17 protein-coding genes are annotated in these 16,961 nt (G+C 71.7%); 9 read left to right on the forward strand and 8 right to left on the reverse strand.

Annotation, left to right across the window (positions count from 1 at the left end):
• Positions 1-10 precede the first annotated feature (10 nt).
• The 6 genes from QQ657_RS35695 to QQ657_RS35720 all read left to right on the forward strand — a co-directional run bounded on the left by QQ657_RS35695 (position 11) and on the right by QQ657_RS35720 (position 6,625).
• Positions 11-2,281 (forward strand): Hint domain-containing protein, encoded by a 2,271-nt coding sequence (locus QQ657_RS35695; protein WP_284746727.1) that lies wholly within the window; start codon positions 11-13, stop codon positions 2,279-2,281.
• A 200-nt stretch (positions 2,282-2,481) separates the two neighbouring features.
• A complete protein-coding gene (gene vanH / locus QQ657_RS35700) occupies positions 2,482-3,441 on the forward strand; it encodes a D-lactate dehydrogenase VanH (protein ID WP_284746728.1) in 960 nt (319 codons plus the stop codon).
• Positions 3,434-4,468: a D-alanine--(R)-lactate ligase gene (gene vanA / locus QQ657_RS35705; protein WP_284746729.1), complete on the forward strand. Its 1,035-nt coding sequence runs from the start codon at positions 3,434-3,436 to the stop codon at positions 4,466-4,468. Before vanH ends, vanA begins: the two co-directional genes overlap by 8 nt.
• Positions 4,465-5,073, forward strand: a complete 609-nt coding sequence (gene vanX, locus QQ657_RS35710; RefSeq protein WP_284746730.1) for a D-Ala-D-Ala dipeptidase VanX — start codon at positions 4,465-4,467, stop codon at positions 5,071-5,073. Before vanA ends, vanX begins: the two co-directional genes overlap by 4 nt.
• The gene (locus QQ657_RS35715) at positions 5,054-5,509 is read left to right on the forward strand and encodes a GNAT family N-acetyltransferase (protein WP_284746731.1); all 456 of its coding nucleotides are present in this window, start codon (positions 5,054-5,056) and stop codon (positions 5,507-5,509) included. The genes vanX and QQ657_RS35715 overlap by 20 nt, the downstream gene beginning before the upstream one ends.
• A 3-nt stretch (positions 5,510-5,512) precedes the next feature.
• Entirely contained in the window at positions 5,513-6,625 is a 1,113-nt protein-coding gene (locus QQ657_RS35720) for a UDP-N-acetylglucosamine--N-acetylmuramyl-(pentapeptide) pyrophosphoryl-undecaprenol N-acetylglucosamine transferase (RefSeq protein WP_284746732.1), read from the forward strand.
• Here QQ657_RS35720 and QQ657_RS35725 read toward each other — a convergent pair.
• On the reverse strand, positions 6,602-7,681 hold the full coding sequence (locus tag QQ657_RS35725) for a sensor histidine kinase (protein ID WP_284746733.1): 1,080 nt from the start codon (positions 7,679-7,681) through the stop codon (positions 6,602-6,604). The genes QQ657_RS35720 and QQ657_RS35725 overlap by 24 nt on opposite strands.
• A 16-nt stretch (positions 7,682-7,697) precedes the next feature.
• The gene (locus QQ657_RS35730) at positions 7,698-8,357 is read right to left on the reverse strand and encodes a response regulator transcription factor (RefSeq protein WP_284746734.1); all 660 of its coding nucleotides are present in this window, start codon (positions 8,355-8,357) and stop codon (positions 7,698-7,700) included.
• A gap of 88 nt (positions 8,358-8,445) precedes the next feature.
• Here QQ657_RS35730 and QQ657_RS35735 point away from each other — a divergent pair, with 88 nt between their 5' ends.
• Positions 8,446-8,907 (forward strand): M15 family metallopeptidase, encoded by a 462-nt coding sequence (locus tag QQ657_RS35735; protein WP_284746735.1) that lies wholly within the window; start codon positions 8,446-8,448, stop codon positions 8,905-8,907.
• On the opposite strand, the gene QQ657_RS35740 is transcribed toward QQ657_RS35735, so the two are convergent.
• Both QQ657_RS35740 and QQ657_RS35745 read right to left on the reverse strand, forming a co-directional pair.
• The gene (locus tag QQ657_RS35740) at positions 8,893-10,821 is read right to left on the reverse strand and encodes an NAD-dependent epimerase/dehydratase family protein (protein WP_284746736.1); all 1,929 of its coding nucleotides are present in this window, start codon (positions 10,819-10,821) and stop codon (positions 8,893-8,895) included. The genes QQ657_RS35735 and QQ657_RS35740 overlap by 15 nt on opposite strands.
• Positions 10,818-11,786: a ScbA/BarX family gamma-butyrolactone biosynthesis protein gene (locus QQ657_RS35745; protein ID WP_284746737.1), complete on the reverse strand. Its 969-nt coding sequence runs from the start codon at positions 11,784-11,786 to the stop codon at positions 10,818-10,820. Before QQ657_RS35745 ends, QQ657_RS35740 begins: the two co-directional genes overlap by 4 nt.
• A 206-nt stretch (positions 11,787-11,992) precedes the next feature.
• On the opposite strand from QQ657_RS35745, the gene QQ657_RS35750 reads away from it, so the two are divergent.
• The gene (locus tag QQ657_RS35750) at positions 11,993-12,622 is read left to right on the forward strand and encodes a ScbR family autoregulator-binding transcription factor (protein ID WP_284746738.1); all 630 of its coding nucleotides are present in this window, start codon (positions 11,993-11,995) and stop codon (positions 12,620-12,622) included.
• A gap of 37 nt (positions 12,623-12,659) precedes the next feature.
• On the opposite strand, the gene QQ657_RS35755 is transcribed toward QQ657_RS35750, so the two are convergent.
• Positions 12,660-13,277 carry a ScbR family autoregulator-binding transcription factor gene (locus tag QQ657_RS35755; RefSeq protein ID WP_284746739.1) on the reverse strand — a complete coding sequence of 206 codons (618 nt, stop codon included), beginning with the start codon at positions 13,275-13,277 and terminating at the stop codon, positions 12,660-12,662.
• 293 nt (positions 13,278-13,570) lie between these two features.
• On the opposite strand from QQ657_RS35755, the gene QQ657_RS35760 reads away from it, so the two are divergent.
• Positions 13,571-14,335: an AfsR/SARP family transcriptional regulator gene (locus QQ657_RS35760; protein WP_284746740.1), complete on the forward strand. Its 765-nt coding sequence runs from the start codon at positions 13,571-13,573 to the stop codon at positions 14,333-14,335.
• Positions 14,336-14,409: 74 nt separating this feature from the next.
• Here QQ657_RS35760 and QQ657_RS35765 read toward each other — a convergent pair whose 3' ends face one another.
• The 3 genes from QQ657_RS35765 to QQ657_RS35775 all read right to left on the reverse strand — a co-directional run bounded on the left by QQ657_RS35765 (position 14,410) and on the right by QQ657_RS35775 (position 16,868).
• Positions 14,410-14,988 carry a hypothetical protein gene (locus QQ657_RS35765; RefSeq protein ID WP_284746741.1) on the reverse strand — a complete coding sequence of 193 codons (579 nt, stop codon included), beginning with the start codon at positions 14,986-14,988 and terminating at the stop codon, positions 14,410-14,412.
• 129 nt (positions 14,989-15,117) lie between these two features.
• Positions 15,118-15,945, reverse strand: a complete 828-nt coding sequence (locus QQ657_RS35770; protein WP_284746742.1) for an ABC transporter permease — start codon at positions 15,943-15,945, stop codon at positions 15,118-15,120.
• Complete coding sequence (locus tag QQ657_RS35775) at positions 15,942-16,868, reverse strand: ATP-binding cassette domain-containing protein (RefSeq protein ID WP_284746743.1); 927 nt, start codon at positions 16,866-16,868, stop codon at positions 15,942-15,944. The genes QQ657_RS35770 and QQ657_RS35775 overlap by 4 nt, the downstream gene beginning before the upstream one ends.
• Positions 16,869-16,961 lie beyond the last annotated feature (93 nt).

Genomic DNA, 16,961 nt, shown 5'->3' on the forward strand with positions numbered 1-16,961 from the left:
GGAGAGGCCCGTGATCATCACCCTGTCGCGGCCCGCCATCACCTTGGCGGGTACGCCCGACCCGGCCATCGAAGCCATCGTCAACCTCATGCCCGACTACAGCGCCGGGCGGCGCCTGCACGCGCTCTACGTCAACAAGACGCAGAGCGCCCTGCCCGGCACCTATTCGCAGCTCTTCGGCACCGGCCCGGCGTTCCGGAGCGTGTTCTACCCCGGCTGGCGAGCCGACCCGCTGCTGGCGGCGGCGAACGCGACCGGCCTCGCCGACTCGTGGTGGCGCGACTTCTCCGTGGCGGTCCTGTGCCAGGCCATCGCGGAGCTGGGCAGCAACATCCGCGGGCAGATGCTGGCGGACGAGATCCGCGGCGCCGTCGCGGCGTTCAACGCGCAGCTGCGTGCCCGGTCGGCACGCGCGTACGCGACGGTCCTCGGGGCCACCTACGGCCCGCTCGTCGACCTGCTGCACAAGGTGAACCGGGACGTCGCCAAGGCCCGGTTCCACGAGTCGCTGCTGAACAACGTGCTCAACCGCCAGCTGTGGTACCAGGCCGGGATGTGGACCAGCCCGGACTGGGAACTGTTCAACCAGTACGCGAAGTACCTGGTCCTCGGCGCCACGGACGCCGAGGTGGACGTGCTGATCCGCGAGCTGGGCGACGCCGGGCTGCCGGTGCCGGCCGTGGTGAACGAGCAGAACTGGCGCTCCTACGCCGAGGAGCTGCGGGACAAGCGGGAGGTCGACGTCACCGACGTCCGGGACGCGTGTGCGCGCCCGGTCTCCGAGACGACGTACGTGGCGACGTACGGAGGTGGCCTCGCCTCGATCCCCAACGGCAACTCCTACGAGTTCACCGCGAGCAGCCAGCCCGGGACGCGCTACCGCCGGGCGCCGGGCGGGTCGTGCTTCACCGGCGACACCCACGTCCTCGGCGAGGACGGCCACCCCGTCCCGCTGCGGACGGTCAAGCGGGGTGACGTCGTGCTGACCCGCGACGGAAAGGCCACCGTGGCGTACGTCGCGCAGCCGCTGCGCGGCGGGCGTCCGCTGTACCGGCCGGCCGGCGGCGGGCCGGTGTTCACCGGGACCCACCCGTTCTTGAACGCCGCGCCGGAGCACCCGCAGGCGCCACCGCCGGCCGTGCTGGCCGTGGACCCGGTGGCCCTGGCGGCGGACGTCCCGACGTTCGGGGAGGGCGGCGTCGGGGCCCTGGCGCCCGGAGCTCTGGTGCTGTCGCGGGCCCCGGGGCACGCCCCGGCCCCGGTGCGGGTGGCGGGGATCGACCCCGTGACCCACGAGGACACCCACCTGTACGACCTGCGGCTCGTCCCCGGATCGGGCGCGCGGCAGGAGTTCTGGGCCGGGGACGGTGAGCGGTTCTACCTCGTCTCCCCGGAGTACCCGATCCTCGACGAGGCCGGTCCGGCGGCGACCACGGTGGTGTCCGTCATGGAGGGGCTGCTGCGGTCGGGCGGGCCGGACCACGCCGGGTGGCCGGCCTGGATCGTCGACCGGGTCGACCGGTTCGGTCCCGGCATCTTCCACGAGGCGCTGACGAGGGCACTGGCCACGACGCCCTCGTTCGGCGCGCCGGCGCCGCCGGGCCGGCTCCACGACCGCATCGACCGGCTGTACCACGAACTCGCCGGTGCGGGCACGGAGACCGCGGCGGTGGTGGCGAGCCTGTTCGACGGGCTGCTGTCGGCGTCCGGCCAGTGGCTGTCGTCGGTCGTCGCGGTCGGCTGGCGGACGTCGCTGCTGCTCGGCGGCGACGTCCTCGCGCTCACGGTGTTCGACATCGCGCTGACACCGGGCAACCCCCTCGAAGCGGGCGCCGACCTCCGGCTCGACGTCACGGCGACGGGCCGCGGCTCGGCGGCGGGCACGTCGATGTGGGACCGGCGCGGCCGGGCCAACACCCGCTTCCACCACTACTTCGACCAGATCGTCCACCTGGACGCGACGGCGGAGGACCGGCCGACGGGTCTGTCGTGCTCCGTGAGCACGGACGGCGCCACCCTGCCGGCGCTGTCGGCGGAGGTACCGGACGCGCTGGGCGACGCCCCGCACGCGCTGCGCTCGGCGCCCCTGGCCGATTCCTCGGGGGCGGTGGTGGGCACGATCCGCTTCGACACGCGCCGGCTGGGCCGCGAGGCGGCGTCCCGGGAACTGGCGGAAAGCGGGCGCTGGACCGAGGCCACGGCGGAGGCGTACGCCAACGCCCTCGGCGCGGCGATGGTGGAGCCGATCCTGGCGATGCTGGCGCCGGCACCCCCGGCCTGAGCCCGCGCACGCCGCCGGTCACTGGCCGGCGGCGTGAGCGGGTTCGTCGCACGGACTGACATTACCGGCCGGTAACATATTGCCGGCCTATCGGAATCCGCATACGGGACGGCAACAGCGGGCTGGTTTGACTGGCCGGCATGACCTACGGCGAACCAGCACGTACCGCGGTCCGATCGCCGGCGCCATCCCCGCCGGCGATGGGGATCACGATCTACGGGTGCGAGCCGGACGAGGCCGTCCTGTTCCGGGAGATGGCGCCGCGCTTCGGCGTCCTTCCGACCATCACCGATGCCGCCGCTTCCGAGGCCACCAGCGAACTCGCGCTCGGCAACCGGTGCGTCAGCGTCGGGCACAAGACCCGGCTCGCCGAGTCCACTCTGCTCGCCCTGAGCAAAGCCGGCGTGGAATACATCTCCACGAGGAGCGTCGGGTTCAACCACATCGACGTGGGCTACGCGGAGCGCGTCGGCATTTCCGTGGGCAATGTCGCCTACTCCCCCGACAGCGTCGCCGACTACACGCTCATGTTGATGCTGATGATGGTGCGGAACGCGAAATCCGTCCTCCGGCGCGCGGAAGTGCACGACTACCGGCTGAGCGAGGTGCGTGGGAAAGAACTGCGCGACCTGACCGTCGGGGTGGTCGGCACGGGACGCATCGGCGCCGCGGTCATCGACCGGCTGCGAGGTTTCGGCTGCCAGACGCTGGCCTACGACAGCCGTCCGCAGACCTCCGCCGACTACGTCGCGCTCGATGATCTGCTGATGCAGAGCGACATCGTGACGCTGCACACGCCGCTCACCGCGGACACCCACCACCTCCTGGACCGCCGCCGGATCGGGCAGATGCGCCGCGGCGCGGTCGTCGTCAACACCGGACGCGGTTCCCTGCTCGACACCGAGGCCCTGATTCCCGCGCTGGAAAGCGGAAAGCTGGGCGGCGCGGCGCTGGACGTCCTCGAAGGCGAAGAAGGCATCTTCTACGCCGACTGCCGGGACCAGCCCCTCGGGAGCGAGTCGCTGCTGCGGCTGCAAGGCATGCCGAACGTGCTGATCAGCCCGCACACCGCCTACTACACGGACCACGCCTTGAGCGACACCGTCGAAAACAGTCTCGTCAACTGCCTGACCTTTGAAAGCGGGAAGCGGCATGGATAGGTTGAAGGTCGGAATCATCTTCGGGGGATCCACCGAAGAACACCCCGTCTCCGTCAAATCCGCGCGAGAGGTCGCGAAGCACCTCGACACGGAAAAGTACGAGCCGTTCTGGATCGGGATCACGAAGAACGGCGAGTGGAAGCTCTGCGACGGCCCCGGCGAGGGCTGGGAGAACAGCCGTCCGGTCATGCTGTCGCCGGATCGCACCGTCCACGGGCTGCTCGTCCTGGAAGAGGGCCGGTACGCAACGATCAGGCTGGACGTCGTGCTGCCCCTCCTGCACGGCCGGCTCGGCGAGGACGGCGCGATGCAGGGTTTAGCCGAACTGGCCGGCGTTCCCTACGCCGGCTGTGACGTCCCGAGTTCCGCTCTGTGCATGGACAAGTCCCTCACCTACCTCGTCACCGGGAACGCGGGGATCGCGACGCCGGAGTTCCGGGCCGTCACCGCGGACGAGACCGTCGATCCCGGCGAGCTCACCTACCCCGTCTTCGTCAAGCCGGCCCGCTCGGGGTCGTCCTTCGGCGTCAGCAAGGTGTCCCGCGCGGAAGAACTGCCGGGCGCGGTGGAAGCCGCGCGGCAGTACGACCACAAGGTGCTGATCGAACAGGCGGTCGCCGGCAGCGAGATCGGGTGTTCCGTCCTGGGGAACGACGAGGACCTGATCACCGGCGAACTGGACCGGGTCGCGCTCTCCCACGGATTCTTCAAGATCCACCAGGAAAGCAACCCCGAAAGCGGTTCCGAGAACTCGACGTTCGTCGTTCCCGCGGACATCCCGGCGGAGTCGCGCGCGCTCGTCCAGGAAACGGCGAAGGCCGTCTACCGCGCCCTGGGCTGCCGCGGGCTGGCGCGAGTGGACCTGTTCCTCAAGGAAGACGGGACGGTGGTCCTCAACGAGGTCAACACCTTGCCCGGCCTGACCTCCTACAGCCGCTATCCGCGGATGATGGCGGCCGCGGGGTTGCCGCTCGGCGAAGTGCTCGACCGGTTGGTTTCGCTGGCGTTGACGGGGAAATCCCAGTGAAGGACGACTTCGTCTTCGTGGACGAGTTCGCGCCCGGCATCCGCTGGGACGCCAAGTACGCCACCTGGGACAACTTCACCGGCAAGCCGGTGGACGGCTACCTGGCGAACCGGGTCGTCGGCACGCGGGCCCTGTGCGTGGCACTGGAACGGGCGCAGGAGAAGGCCGAGTCCCTCGGTTTCGGCCTCCTCCTGTGGGACGGCTACCGGCCGCAACGCGCCGTGGACTGCTTCCTGCGCTGGTCGCGGCGGCCCGAAGACGGGCGGACGAAGCCGCGGCACTACCCGAACATCGACCGGGCGCAGATGTTCGAAAAGGGTTACGTGGCCGCGAAGTCCGGGCACAGCCGGGGCAGCACCGTCGACCTGACGCTCTACCACCTGGCCACCGGTGAGCTCGCGGCCATGGGCGGTGACCACGACCTGATGGACGCGATCTCGCACCACGGCGCACCGGGGATCACGGCGGCCGAAGCGGGGAACCGGCACCACCTCTGTTCCCTCATGGAGGCCTGCGGTTTCCGGCGGTACGACCGCGAGTGGTGGCACTACACGCTGCGGGACGAGCCGTTCCCGGAGACGTACTTTGACTTCCCCGTCGGATAACCGGGAGATCCGCCCGCTGCGTGCCGCCGACGCCCCGCGGATCACCGGGCTGCTGGCCGAACTCGGGTACCCGAGCGAACTCGCCGCGGTGACCCGGCGGCTGGCGGTCATCCTGCGTTCGGACACGCAGCGGGTGCTGGTCGCGACGCCGGGCGACGGCTCCCGCCTCGACGGCTACGTCAGCGTCGAGCGGCGCCCGGCGCTCCCGCACCAGGAAGAAACCCTCGAGATCACCGGCCTGGTCGTCGACGCGACGGCCCGCCGGTCGGGCGTCGGGCGCGCGCTGGTCGAAGCCGCCGAACGGTGGGCGGTCCGGCAGGGCCTGCGCACGATCGTGGTTCGCTCGAACGTCGTGCGCGCCGAATCCCACCCGTTCTACGAGGGCGTCGGATACCGGCGGAAGTCGACCTCGCACACCTATCGCAAGGAGATCTGAGCCGTGGCAGCACCGCGCGTCGTCGTCGCCGGTGGCCATTCGGCCGGACACATCGAGCCCGCGATGAACTTCGCCGACGCGGTGCGCCGGCTGGTGCCCGCGGCCGAGATCACCGCCCTCGGCACCGTCCGCGGCCTGGACACCACGCTCATCCCGGCCCGCGGCTACCCGCTCGAACTCATCCCGCCGGCGCCGCTGCCGCGCCGGCCGGGCCTGGCCCTGCTGCGCACACCCGGCCGGCTGCGCGACTCGGTGCGGGCGGCCGGTTCGGTGCTCCGCCGCGTGCGGGCCGAGGTCGTGGTGGGCTTCGGCGGCTACGTTTCCCTGCCGGCCTACCTCGCCGCGCGCGAGCAGGGCCTGCCGATCGTCGTCCACGAGGCGAACGCCCGGCCCGGCGTCGCCAACCGGCTGGCGGCCCGGATGACGCCACACGTGTTCGCCGCCGCGCCGGGGATCCGGCTGGCGCACGCCACCGCCATCGGGATCCCGCTGCGGCCGGCGATCGCCGGGCTCGACCGGCCCGCGCTGCGCGACGCGGCCCGGCAGCGGTTCGGCCTGCGCCCCGACGGGCCGGTCCTGCTGGTCACCGGCGGTTCACAGGGCGCGCGGGCGATCAACGCCGCGGTGTCCGGCGCGGCCACGGCGTTGCGGGCGGCCGGCGTGCAGGTCCTGCACATCACCGGGGCGCGGCACGCGGTCGACGTGCCGGCCGGCGACCCGCCCTACGTCGTCACCCCCTACGTCGAACAGATGCGGTACGCCTACGCCGCGGCCGACTTCGCGCTCTGCCGCTCGGGGGCGATGACGTGCGCCGAACTGGCCGCCGTCGGCCTGCCCGCCGCGTACGTCCCGTTGCCGGATCGCGGCGGTGAGCAGCGGCTGAACGCCGAACCGGTCGTCGCGGCCGGCGGGGGTCTGCTCGTCGGTGACGCCGCCCTCGACCCGGCCTGGATCGAGACCACCCTGGTCCCCGTGCTCACCGATCCCGGGCGGATCGCGGCGATGTCGGCCCGCGCGCGGGCGACCGGCGCGGCCGACGCGGACGTCGTGCTGGCCCGGCACGTGCTCACCGTGATCGCCGGGCGCCGGGAGTCACCGGAGCCACCACCGTGGTAGTGACACCGTGATGCGGAGCCCGCCGCCGGGGCGCGGTTCGAGGGTGAGCGTGCCGTCGTGCGCCTGCGTGATGCTCTTGACGATCGCCAGGCCGAGGCCGACTCCCGCGTGATCGGTGCGAATGCGCTCACTGCCGCGCCGGAACGGTTCGACGAGCGTGGAAACCAGCCGCGGGGCGAGCGTCTCGCCGGTGTTCTCGACGGTCAGCACGACGGTCTTGGGCCGCACCTCGGTCGTCACCCACACCGTGCCCCGGCCGGGCCGGTTGTGGACGATCGCGTTGTGCACGAGGTTCGTGGCCAGCTGCAGCAGGAGCGCGGGCGAGCCGTGGGCAGGGGTGACCTCGCCGGAGGTCTCGAGGGTGAGGCCGTGTTTTTCCGCGAGGGGGAGCAGGGTTTCCGTGGCCTCTTCCGCAAGGAGGGACAGGTCGACGCGTTCCCGGGTGAAGGAGCGCCGGTCGGCCTGGCTGAGCAGGAGCAGCGCTTCGGTGAGGTCGATCGCCCGGGTGTTGACGGCGTGCAGGCGCTCGACGAGCTCGCCGGGCACCTGCGCCGGATCGGTGCGGGCGACCTCGAGCAGGGCCTGCGAGATCGCCAGCGGGGTGCGCAGTTCGTGGGACGCGTTGGCGGCGAAGCGCCGCTGCTCGGCGACTTGGGCTTCGAGCCGGGTGAGCATCGCGTCGAAGGCGTCGGCGAGCTCGCGGAACTCGTCCCGGCGGCCGTCCAGGAGGATCCGGTGGGACAGCGATCCGCCGGTGGCCATGCGGGCGGCGTCGGTGATGCGGGTCAGCGGGGCGAGCATGCGCCCGGCGAGGATCCACCCGCCCAGGAGCCCGAACACCAGCAGGAAGACCGCGGCCACGCCGGCGGCCGACGTGAAGGTGCTCATCAGGGTGGCGCGGTTCAGCACTCCCCCGGGCATGACCGCGATTTCGGGCAGGTGACTGCGCAGGACCACCCACACGGTCATCAGCACCAGGGCACCGGCGAGCATGAGGAACCCGGCGTAGCTGAGGGTGAGCTTGAGGCGGACGCTCAGCCCCGGCTTCCGGTCCACGGTCTCGTCTCCCACGTCAGGTGCCGATGCGATAGCCGACGCCGGCCACGGTGGCGATGACCCAGGGTTCCCCGAGTCGCTTGCGCAGGGCCGAAACCGTGATGCGCACGGCGTTGGTGAACGGGTCGGCGTTCTCGTCCCACGCCCGCTCCAGGAGCTCTTCGGCGCTGACGACCCCGCCTTCGGCCGCGACGAGGACTTCGAGCACGGCGAACTGCTTCCGGGTGAGCGCGACGTACCGGCCGTCGCGGAAGACCTCGCGGCGGAACGGATCCAGGCGCAGGCCCGCGATTTCCCGGACGGGCGGCCGGTTGTGGGCGCGCCGGCGGTCGAGCGCCCGGAGCCGGAGCACGAGTTCCCGGAGTTCAAAAGGCTTCGTGAGGTAGTCGTCGGCGCCGAGCTCGAAGCCGGACGCCTTGTCGTCGATCCGGTCCGCGGCGGTGAGCATGAGGATCGGCATGCCGCTGCCGGCGGCGACGATGCGGGCGGCGACCTCGTCACCGGACGGGCCGGGGATGTCGCGGTCGAGGACGGCGATGTCGTAGGCGTTGACGTCCAGCAGTTCGAGGGCGGTGTGCCCGTCCCCGGCGATGTCGGCGGCGATCGCTTCCAGGCGCAGGCCGTCGCGGACGGCTTCCGCCAGGTAGGGCTCGTCCTCGACGATCAGCACACGCACGGTTCCGATGCTACGAGCCGGGCGTTATCGCGGGCATATCGAAACCGGGATACGGGCCGGCAACACCGCGTTGCCTTGACTGCGGGACATGTCCTCCCAGCGATCGGCCGGTGCCGTCCCCTACCCGGTGAGAGTGTTCGACGACGACACGCCGGCCGTGGCCAACCTCGATCCCGCGCTGCTCGATGCCCTGCGCCGGGCTGCCACGGACGCCGGGATCGAGTTCGTCGTCAACGGTGGCTGGCGTTCGCGCGAGTACCAGGCCGAGCTGTTCGCGGCGGCGGTGGTGAAGTACGGATCGGCGCAGGAGGCCGCCCGGTGGGTGGCCACTCCCGACACGTCCGCGCACGTTTCGGGGGACGCGGTCGACGTCGGGCCCGCGGCCGCCCGGGCGTGGCTCTCCGCGCACGGCGCCCGGTACGGGCTCTGCCAGATCTACCGCAACGAGCCCTGGCACTTCGAGCTGCGTCCCTCGGCCGTGGAGCACGGGTGCCCGCCGATGTATCCCGACCCGACGCACGATCCGAGGATGCGTTCAGCGTCCGAGTGACGCGCGGTACCAGTCGGCGGCCTCGGCGAGGCGGGGCCTCGGCGTGACGCCGGTCAGTTCCCAGATGCGGCTGCTTTCGTACCAGTGATCCCGCGTGAGCAGGGAGTACTGGTGGTCGGTGAGCGACGGGAGGGCCGCCCGCGTGCGGGCCCGGTGCTCGGCCAGCGGCAGGTCGGTGGCCGGTAGCGGCAGGTCGAGCAGTGCGCAGACGGCGGTGACCAGGCCACGGATCCGAACCGGCCGGGGGTCGGCGACGTGGAAGACCTCACCCGGCCGGCTCAGGCCGGGATCGAGGGCCAGCACGGCGATCGCGGCCGCCAGGTCGGCCACCGCGACGAGCGACGTGCGGGCGGTGCCGCCTTCGGCCCAGGCCGGGACGGCTTGGATCCAGCGGACCAGCGCCGGGACCACGTGCCGGTCGCCGGGGCCGTGGACCAGGTGCGGCCGGAGGACGGTGCCACCGGCGGCCAGGACCAGGCGCTCGCCGGCCAGCCTGCTGCGGCTGGTCGGGGAGGCCGGGTCGAGGACGAGTTCGGGCCCGGAGTGCGGATCGGTGACCGGCTCAGGCTCGGGGTGCGGATCGCCGGCCGCCAGGCCGGTCGGTGAAGCCGGATCGGTGACCGGCTCAGGCTCGGGGTGCGGATCGCCGGCCGCCAGGCCGGTCCGGCCTGGCGGTGAAGCCGGGTCCATCACCAGTCCGGGATGCAGGCGGCCGGTCGGCGCGGCCGGGGCGGGGTATGGATAGTCCCCCTCCGGGCCGCTGCGGGCGGGTGGTGAGGCCGGATCGGTGACCAGCTCGGGATGCGGGTAGCCGCTGCGACCGGGCGGTGAAGCCGGATCGGTGACCGGCTCTCGCTCGGGATGCGGATCGCCGCTCGCCAGGCCGGTCCGGCCGGGCGGTGAGGCCGGGTCCATCACCGGTCCGGGATGCGGATAGCCGCCCCCAGAGCCGCTGCGGCCGGGCGGTGCGGCTGGGCCCGTGACCAGCCCGGACCCGGCGCGGAGGTGCTCGCGCGCCAGGCCGGTCCGGCCAGGCGGTGAGGCCCGGTCGGTGACCGGCTCGGCGTTCGGGTGCTCGCCCGCCGGGCCGGTCCGGGTGGCTGACGGCCCCAGATCCGCCGCCGCCCCGGACTCGGCCCCCGGGCACTCCCCCGCCGGCCCGCTGCTGGTCAGCGGCGCCGGATCCGTCATCAGCCCGGATCCGGCTCCCGGCGAACCCGCTGACCCGTCCCCTCCGGTCAGCGACCCCCGCCCACGCAAACCCCCGCTTTCCGGGCCGTTCCGGCTGGTCGGCGGCCCCTGCTCCGCCACCAACCCGTGCCCGATCTCCGTGCACTCGCCCGCCGACCCGCCGCCCAGCAGAACCCCTTCTGCCGAACCGCGCCAACTGGTCGGCGCCCCCTGGTTCGCCACCAGCTCGGACCCGCCTCCCAGCGAGCCCCCGCCGGCCGATACCCCCTGATCCGCCGTCAACCCGGAGCCGGCCCCCAGCCCGCTCCGACCTGCCGGCGCCCTCTCCCCCGGTACCGGCGCACCACGATGTGCGCCGTCCCGATACACCGCGCACGTGCTCAAATACAGCACGCTCTTCGTCCCCGCACGCCGGGCCTCGGCCAGGAGGTTTGCCGTTCCTCCCTCGTTGACCGCCGTGCACCCGGCCGGGTCGCCGCCCACCTGGGAAGCCAGGTGGACCAGCGTCCTGATCCCCGTGCACAGCCCCGCCAGGCTGCTCGCGTCCGTGACGTCGCCGGTCCACGGCGTCACGCCCGCGTCGGTCATCCACTGCGGCGCTGGCCGCCGGACGAGGACTCGGACCCGGGGGCCCATCCCGCGCCCGACCAGCTCGCGCAGCACCGCCGTGCCGACGAAGCCCGTCGCGCCGGCGATCAGGATGTCCGGCTCGGCGGCCGTCACGACAAGCGCATCCCCAGCGTGCCGCTCGCGGCCGTCGCGCCCTTCTGGCGGACCTCCACCCGGACCGTCCGCGTGCGGTCCGGCCCCGGCTCGTCCGCCTCGACCACCAGCAGGCACTCGGAGTCGAACTCCACGTACGTGTCGAACCGGAAGTCCGCCCGCGCCGGGAGCGCGTACGGGTCGCCGATCGCCAGCAGGGCCGCCTGCCGCGCGCCTTCGATGAGCACCATGCCCGGCACGTGGTCGGCCGGGTGGTCGAACAGCACCGCGTGGTCCGGGTCGAAGCGCAGGGCCCACGTGCCGTCCGTCGGCGTCGCCGCCACCAGGACGTCCTCCGCCCGGTCGCGGCCGACCGACGCCGGGGCGACCGGGGCCAGGACCGCGGCCTGGAACGGCGTCGCCGCGAAGTGGTCGCCCCGCACCCGGCGGTAGACCGCCGAGGACACGCAGCGCCACCGCTCCGACGCGGTGCCGATCCGGCGGCCGTCGCGGAAGCACTCGAAGTCCAGCCGCATGCCGCCGACGTTCTTGCCGCGGTACTCGACCTCGTGCGCGCTCACCCGCAGCACGACGTCCACCGGACGGCCCAGGGTGGCCAGCCCGGTCTCCTCGACCGAGTACTCCTTGTGGTCCGAAAGAAAACTGTGACTCAGCGGAACGCCGTATGCCCGGTGCGCGATCAGCAGCGCCGCCTGGCGGATCGTTTCGGCGTACAGCATCGGATCGTGGAACACCGGCGTCCGCGGGCCGAAGAAGCTGTGCCGGCGCGGCCACTGCGCGCCGACCTCGAACCGGCCTTCGCCGAGGATGTTCAGATCGGTGACGAAGACCTCCGAGACGGCCGCGCGGTGCACGAGGCTCCGCGGGATCGTCTGCTGGAAGTCGACCGCCCGCGCCGCGGGCCCCCCGATGATCTTGGTTTCCGGTATTTCGCGCGCAGATTCCTGAAGGATGGTGCCGACCATGACGGTCCTCCTAGAATGTCCTACCCCAGTACCCCAGTACTCCCCCGCTCTCATTTGTAGCCGAACCGGACACCTAAAACCATACCAACCGAGCGGTTTTTTTTAGTGGCTTTCCCGTGCAACGGGCCGTAGACTGGCGTACTGACGCATGAGGTACCGCCGAATGGTCTACTGTGGACCGCCGGCCGAAGCGAGAGGGGCTGGACGTGGCTCGCCAAGAACGTGCGGAGCAGACACGGAACGCGATCCTCGAAGCAGCGGCCTCCCGGTTCGACGCGGTCGGCTTCCTCGGCGCGAGCCTGTCGGACATCCTGACCGAAGCGGGTGTCACGAAGGGTGCGCTGTATTTCCACTTCAAGTCGAAGGAAGACCTGGCCGACGCGCTGATCGACGAGCAGTTCACGGTCTCGGACCCCCTGGCGGAGATCGAGAACCCGGGGCTGCAGACGGTCATCGACCTCACGCAGGGCATGGCGGCCAGCCTGCAGTCCGACGTCCGGGTACGCGCCAGCATCCGGCTCGTCATCGAGCAGGGCTCGTTCATCTCGCCCGCCAACAACGCCTACAAGCGGTGGGTCGACACGCTGCACGCCTGCCTGCTGGCCGCGAAGGCGGCGGGCGACATCCGCAAGGAGATCAACGCGCACGACCTCGCGCAGTTCGTGCAGGCGTCGTTCACCGGGATCCAGCTGAGCTCGCAGGTGCTCACCGGGCGAGTGGACCTGCTTGAGCGGATCACGTTCATGTGGAACACGATCCTGACCTCGGTGGTACCGCCGCGGCGGCTGCACCGGTTCCTGGCGCAGGGCACGCTCGCCGAGACCGCCTCGGTCTGAGAAGCACGCAAGAACGGGCGGCCGGGCCGCCCTGGCGTTACGCCCCCGCACCCGCAGTCGGGCGCGGAGACCGCTCGGCCAGCTCGATGAGCCGCCACAGCTTGCCCAGCGTCACGGCGAGATCGCTGTCCGGCACGACGATTCGGCTGGACACCACGGATTCGAGCCCGACGCAGGTGACCACCACCAGCAGCTCCGCGGTCTCGAGCGGCACGTCGGCGCCGAGCTCGCCGCCGTCGATCGCGTCGGCGACGTACTCGTGGACCTGGGCCAGCCAGGCGCGGGAGAACACGACGAACCGCTCGTCCACGGACCCCATCTCGCGGGCCATGCGGAAGCTCGCGCCGACCTTCGGGTCGGTGTCGAGCCAGTGCATGAGGGCGCGGCTGAGCTCGGCGAGGCGCCGCAGGGCCGGCCGGGGCACCGCGAGCTGACGGCTCACGTGCGCGCGCAGCACGTCCATCGCGGCGATCTGCACCTCGTCGCAGATCTCGTCCTTGGAGGAGAAGTGGAAGTACAGGCCACCCTTGGTGACGCCGGCCGCCTGCGCGATGCCCACCATGCTGGTGGCGGCGTAGCCGTCCTGGTGCAGCAGCACGGCCGCGGCCTCCAGCAACAGGCGCCGCGTCTGTTCCGAGCGTGCCTGCTTGGTCACCGTCGGTCCCTTCAGCTCGAGCCGTCCGGCGCAGGACCCCTGCGCGTCCCGATCATGATTACATACCAACCGCCCGGTTTACAACTAGGGGAACCCCAGAAACCGGCCCCTGCCAAGGCAGTTCGCGACCGCTCACAGAACAAACCGACCGACCTCCCGGTTTTGTCTTGAAAACCGACCTCCCGGTTTAGTACGCTGCCGTTGTGGGACCGGGCACATGGGCGCTGGAGGACACACTGGGGGCGCCAGGCCGGGCAGATCCGATCGACACGCGGACACCGGAGGCACTGGAAATGGACTACGAGATACTGGGGCAGATGAAAGTCGGCGGGCGGCCCGGCGTCAGCGCCCCGCGGGCGCGCAAGATCGAGACACTGCTCGCCGTGCTGCTGGTCAAGCGCAACCAGGTGGCGACCACCGAGCACCTGATCGGCGAGCTCTGGGGAGAGCACCCGCCGGCCCGGGCGAGCGCCGCGCTGTACGTCTACGTCTCGCAGCTGCGGAAGCTGCTGCGCGGCACGGGGGACGACGTGGACGACAGCCCGGTCGTGACCAGCCCGCGCGGCTACTCGCTGCACGTCACCGACGGCGAGCTCGACGCCGACCGCTTCACCCGCCACTACGAGCGCGGCCGGGCCCTGTACTGGGACCGCAACTACAAGGAGGCCGCGACCGTCCTGCGCGAAGCCGCGAACCTGTGGCGGGGCGAGGCGTTCGGCGGCTTCACCGACTCCCCCGACGTCCAGGCCTATGCCGCTCTACTGGAGGAGACCCGGCTGGAGTGCCTGGAGCTGCTGATGGAGACGGAGCTGCTGATCGGCAGGCACCGTGAGGTCGTCGGGCAGCTTTCCGCGCTGGCGAAGGAGCACACGCTGCGCGAAACGTTCTATGAGTACTTGATGACGGCCCTGCTGCGGTCGAACCGCCGTGCCGAGGCGCTGGAGACCTTCGCCTCCGCCCGGCACCACCTCGTCCAGCAGCTGGGCATCGAACCCGGCAGCTCGCTGCGGAAGCTGCACCACAGCATCCTCGTCGGCGAGATGTCCGACGCGGTCTGATCCTCCTCCGCGTCCGGCCCAGCGGCCCGGTTCCCGCCACCAGCGGGGCCGGGCCGCAGTGCTGTTACGGCTGTTCAGCTCCGGTAGAGCGACACGACCGGCTCACCGCACGCGGCGGGCTCGCCGTACCAACCGCCCCAGCGACTGTCGAGCGCGAGGTCGGCCAGCTCGGCCATCAGGTCCAGCTCCGCGGGCCACACGTAGCGCAGCGGCACCCGGGCGTCGGCCAGGAACAGCATCTGGCGGGCGCAGTCGTGCCCGGTGACGAGCGGGTGCGCCGCCCAGCGGGCCGGGTGGGGGTGGATCCCCTGGACGACCAGGCCGCCGCCGGGACGCAGCAGCGTCGCGAGCCGGCGGACCAGGCGTACCTGCTCCCGCTGCACGAGCAGCCGCGAGAGGAGGTCCGAGCCCGCGTAGACGACGTCGAAGCGCTGGGCGGGCGGGCTGTCGAGGGCGGTGTCCGTGACGGCGTACCCGTCGGCCGCGAGAGCGTCGGCCACCGGGCCGCCGCCGGGGACGAGGACGCGAGGACGGCGAGCGACCCGGTCGGCGACCTCGGCGAGGAACGCCGCCGCGCCGGCCGGATCGGCGGCCAGCGGGGCGAACCACGCGTCAAGGGTCACGTCCGGCTTCTCGACGATGCGGGTAGGCATCGGGGCCACCTCACTTCACGGACTGATCGGATCTTCTCTACGCAGAGTGCCGGACCGACCTAAAGTCGACCTTGCGCATGCGAAAGCGGCCCGTGCTTCGAGCACGGGCCGCCTTGTCGCGAGAGGCGCTCAGCCGCGAGCGCGCTGGTGGAACTTCCGGATCGCCAGGTACGCGGCACCCGCCGTGATGACGACCCACCAGGCCAGCGCCAGCCAGCCGGTCGAGCCCAGCTCGGTGCCGTTCATCAGGCCGCGGATGGCGTCGATGAGCACGGTCACCGGCTGGTTGTCGACGATCACCCGCAGCACCGACGGCATCGACGCCGTGGGCACCAGCGCGCTGGTGGCGTAGGGGACGAAGACGAGGATCATGCCGAGGCCGCCCGCGCCTTCGACGGTCTTGGCGATCGACCCCAGGAGCGTGGCCAGCCAGAACACGCCGGTGGCGAACAGCGTCAGCAGCCCGATCGCGCCGAGCCAGCCGAGCACGCCCCCGCCGGGGCGGAACCCGACGGCCAGGCCGACCGCGACCATCACCACGAACGAGAGCAGGCTGCGCAGCACGCCGGAGACGACGTGGCCGACGAGCACGGCCGGGCCCGCCATGGGCATCGAGCGGAACCGCTCGACCAGCCCCTGGGTGAGGTCGGCGGCCACCCCCACCACGGTGGACGTCGAGTTGAACGCGATGCTGATGGCCAGCAAGCCGGGCACCAGGTAGTCGATGTAGGCCATGCCCGGCACGTTGATCGCGCCGCCGAACATGAAGCGGAACAGCAGCAGGAGCACGATCGGCAGCGAGACCGCCTGGATCAGCATCTCCGCGTTGCGCGCGATGTGCTTGACGTTGCGCCCGATCAGCACCCGGCAGTCGGACAGCGCGAGCGCGAACGAGGATCGGCTCGGGGCGTCGGGGATCTGCGTCCCCTCGACCTCCCTGGACAAGGTCTGGGTCATCGCTTCTCTCCCGCGGTTCCGGTAAGGGTGTGGAAAACGTCGTCCAGGGTCGGCTCGGACAGCTCGAGGCCGGTGGTCTCGAGGCCCGCGTCGGCGACCTGGTTGAGCACCCGCCGGACCTGGCCGGGCTGGTCGATGGCGACGCTGACCGTGTCGTCGATCAGCACGCCGCCGGTGACGCCGTGCGCGCGCTCCGCCTCGGCTGCGGTGGCGAAGGTGAGCTTCAGCCGCTCGGTGCCGACCTTGCGCTTCAGCTCGGCCGCGGTGCCCTCGGCGACGACGCGGCCCTTGTCGATCACCGCGATGCGGTCGGCCAGCTGGTCGGCCTCCTCGAGGTATTGCGTGGTGAGCAGGATCGTGGTGCCGCCGTCGAGGAGCTCGCGGATCGCGTCCCACATCGCCGAGCGGCTGCGCGGGTCGAGGCCGGTGGTGGGCTCGTCGAGGAACAGCACCGGCGGCGAGGTGATCAGGCTGATCGCCAGGTCGAGCCGGCGGCGCATGCCCCCGGAGTAGGTCTTGACCTGGCGGTCGGCGGCTTCGGTCAGGTCGAACTGCGTGAGCAGCTGGGTGGCGCGGGTCTTCGCCTCGGCCGTGCCCAGGTGGAACAGGCGGGCCATCATCCGCAGGTTCTCGCGGCCGGTGAGCAGCTCGTCGACCGCGGTGTCCTGCCCGGTGAGGCCGATCTGCTCCCGCACCTTCCGCTTGGGCCCGGCGAGGTCGTGACCGTTGACCGTCACGGTGCCGCCGTCGGCGTCCAGCAGGGTGCTGAGGATCCGCACCGTCGTGGTCTTCCCGGCGCCGTTCGGGCCCAGCAGCGCGAACATCGTGCCGCGGGCCACGTTCAGGTCGACGCTTTCCAGGACGTTCACGTCGCCATAGGACTTGCGCAGCCCCCGTGCTTCGATTGCGTAGCCGGTGACCATCGGTTACCTCTCCTCATTCGGGTCAAGATCGTTGTGAAGCAGGGGAACTGTCCGTACCAGTGGGCCACAGCCCGTTCCGGGGCGGCAATAATG

It is taken from the genome of Amycolatopsis ponsaeliensis (assembly GCF_030182635.1).
Taxonomy (GTDB): domain Bacteria; phylum Actinomycetota; class Actinomycetes; order Mycobacteriales; family Pseudonocardiaceae; genus Amycolatopsis; species Amycolatopsis ponsaeliensis.

Coding starts and splice junctions, on each gene's coding strand:
- vanA (WP_284746729.1), top strand. CDS start 3,434: ATGGATAGGTTGAAGGTCGGAATCATCTTCGGGGGATCCACCGAAGAA.
- QQ657_RS35735 (WP_284746735.1), top strand. CDS start 8,446: ATGTCCTCCCAGCGATCGGCCGGTGCCGTCCCCTACCCGGTGAGAGTG.
- vanH (WP_284746728.1), top strand. CDS start 2,482: ATGGGGATCACGATCTACGGGTGCGAGCCGGACGAGGCCGTCCTGTTC.
- QQ657_RS35760 (WP_284746740.1), top strand. CDS start 13,571: ATGGACTACGAGATACTGGGGCAGATGAAAGTCGGCGGGCGGCCCGGC.
- QQ657_RS35765 (WP_284746741.1), bottom strand. CDS start 14,988: ATGCCTACCCGCATCGTCGAGAAGCCGGACGTGACCCTTGACGCGTGG.
- QQ657_RS35775 (WP_284746743.1), bottom strand. CDS start 16,868: ATGGTCACCGGCTACGCAATCGAAGCACGGGGGCTGCGCAAGTCCTAT.
- QQ657_RS35770 (WP_284746742.1), bottom strand. CDS start 15,945: ATGACCCAGACCTTGTCCAGGGAGGTCGAGGGGACGCAGATCCCCGAC.
- QQ657_RS35745 (WP_284746737.1), bottom strand. CDS start 11,786: ATGGTCGGCACCATCCTTCAGGAATCTGCGCGCGAAATACCGGAAACC.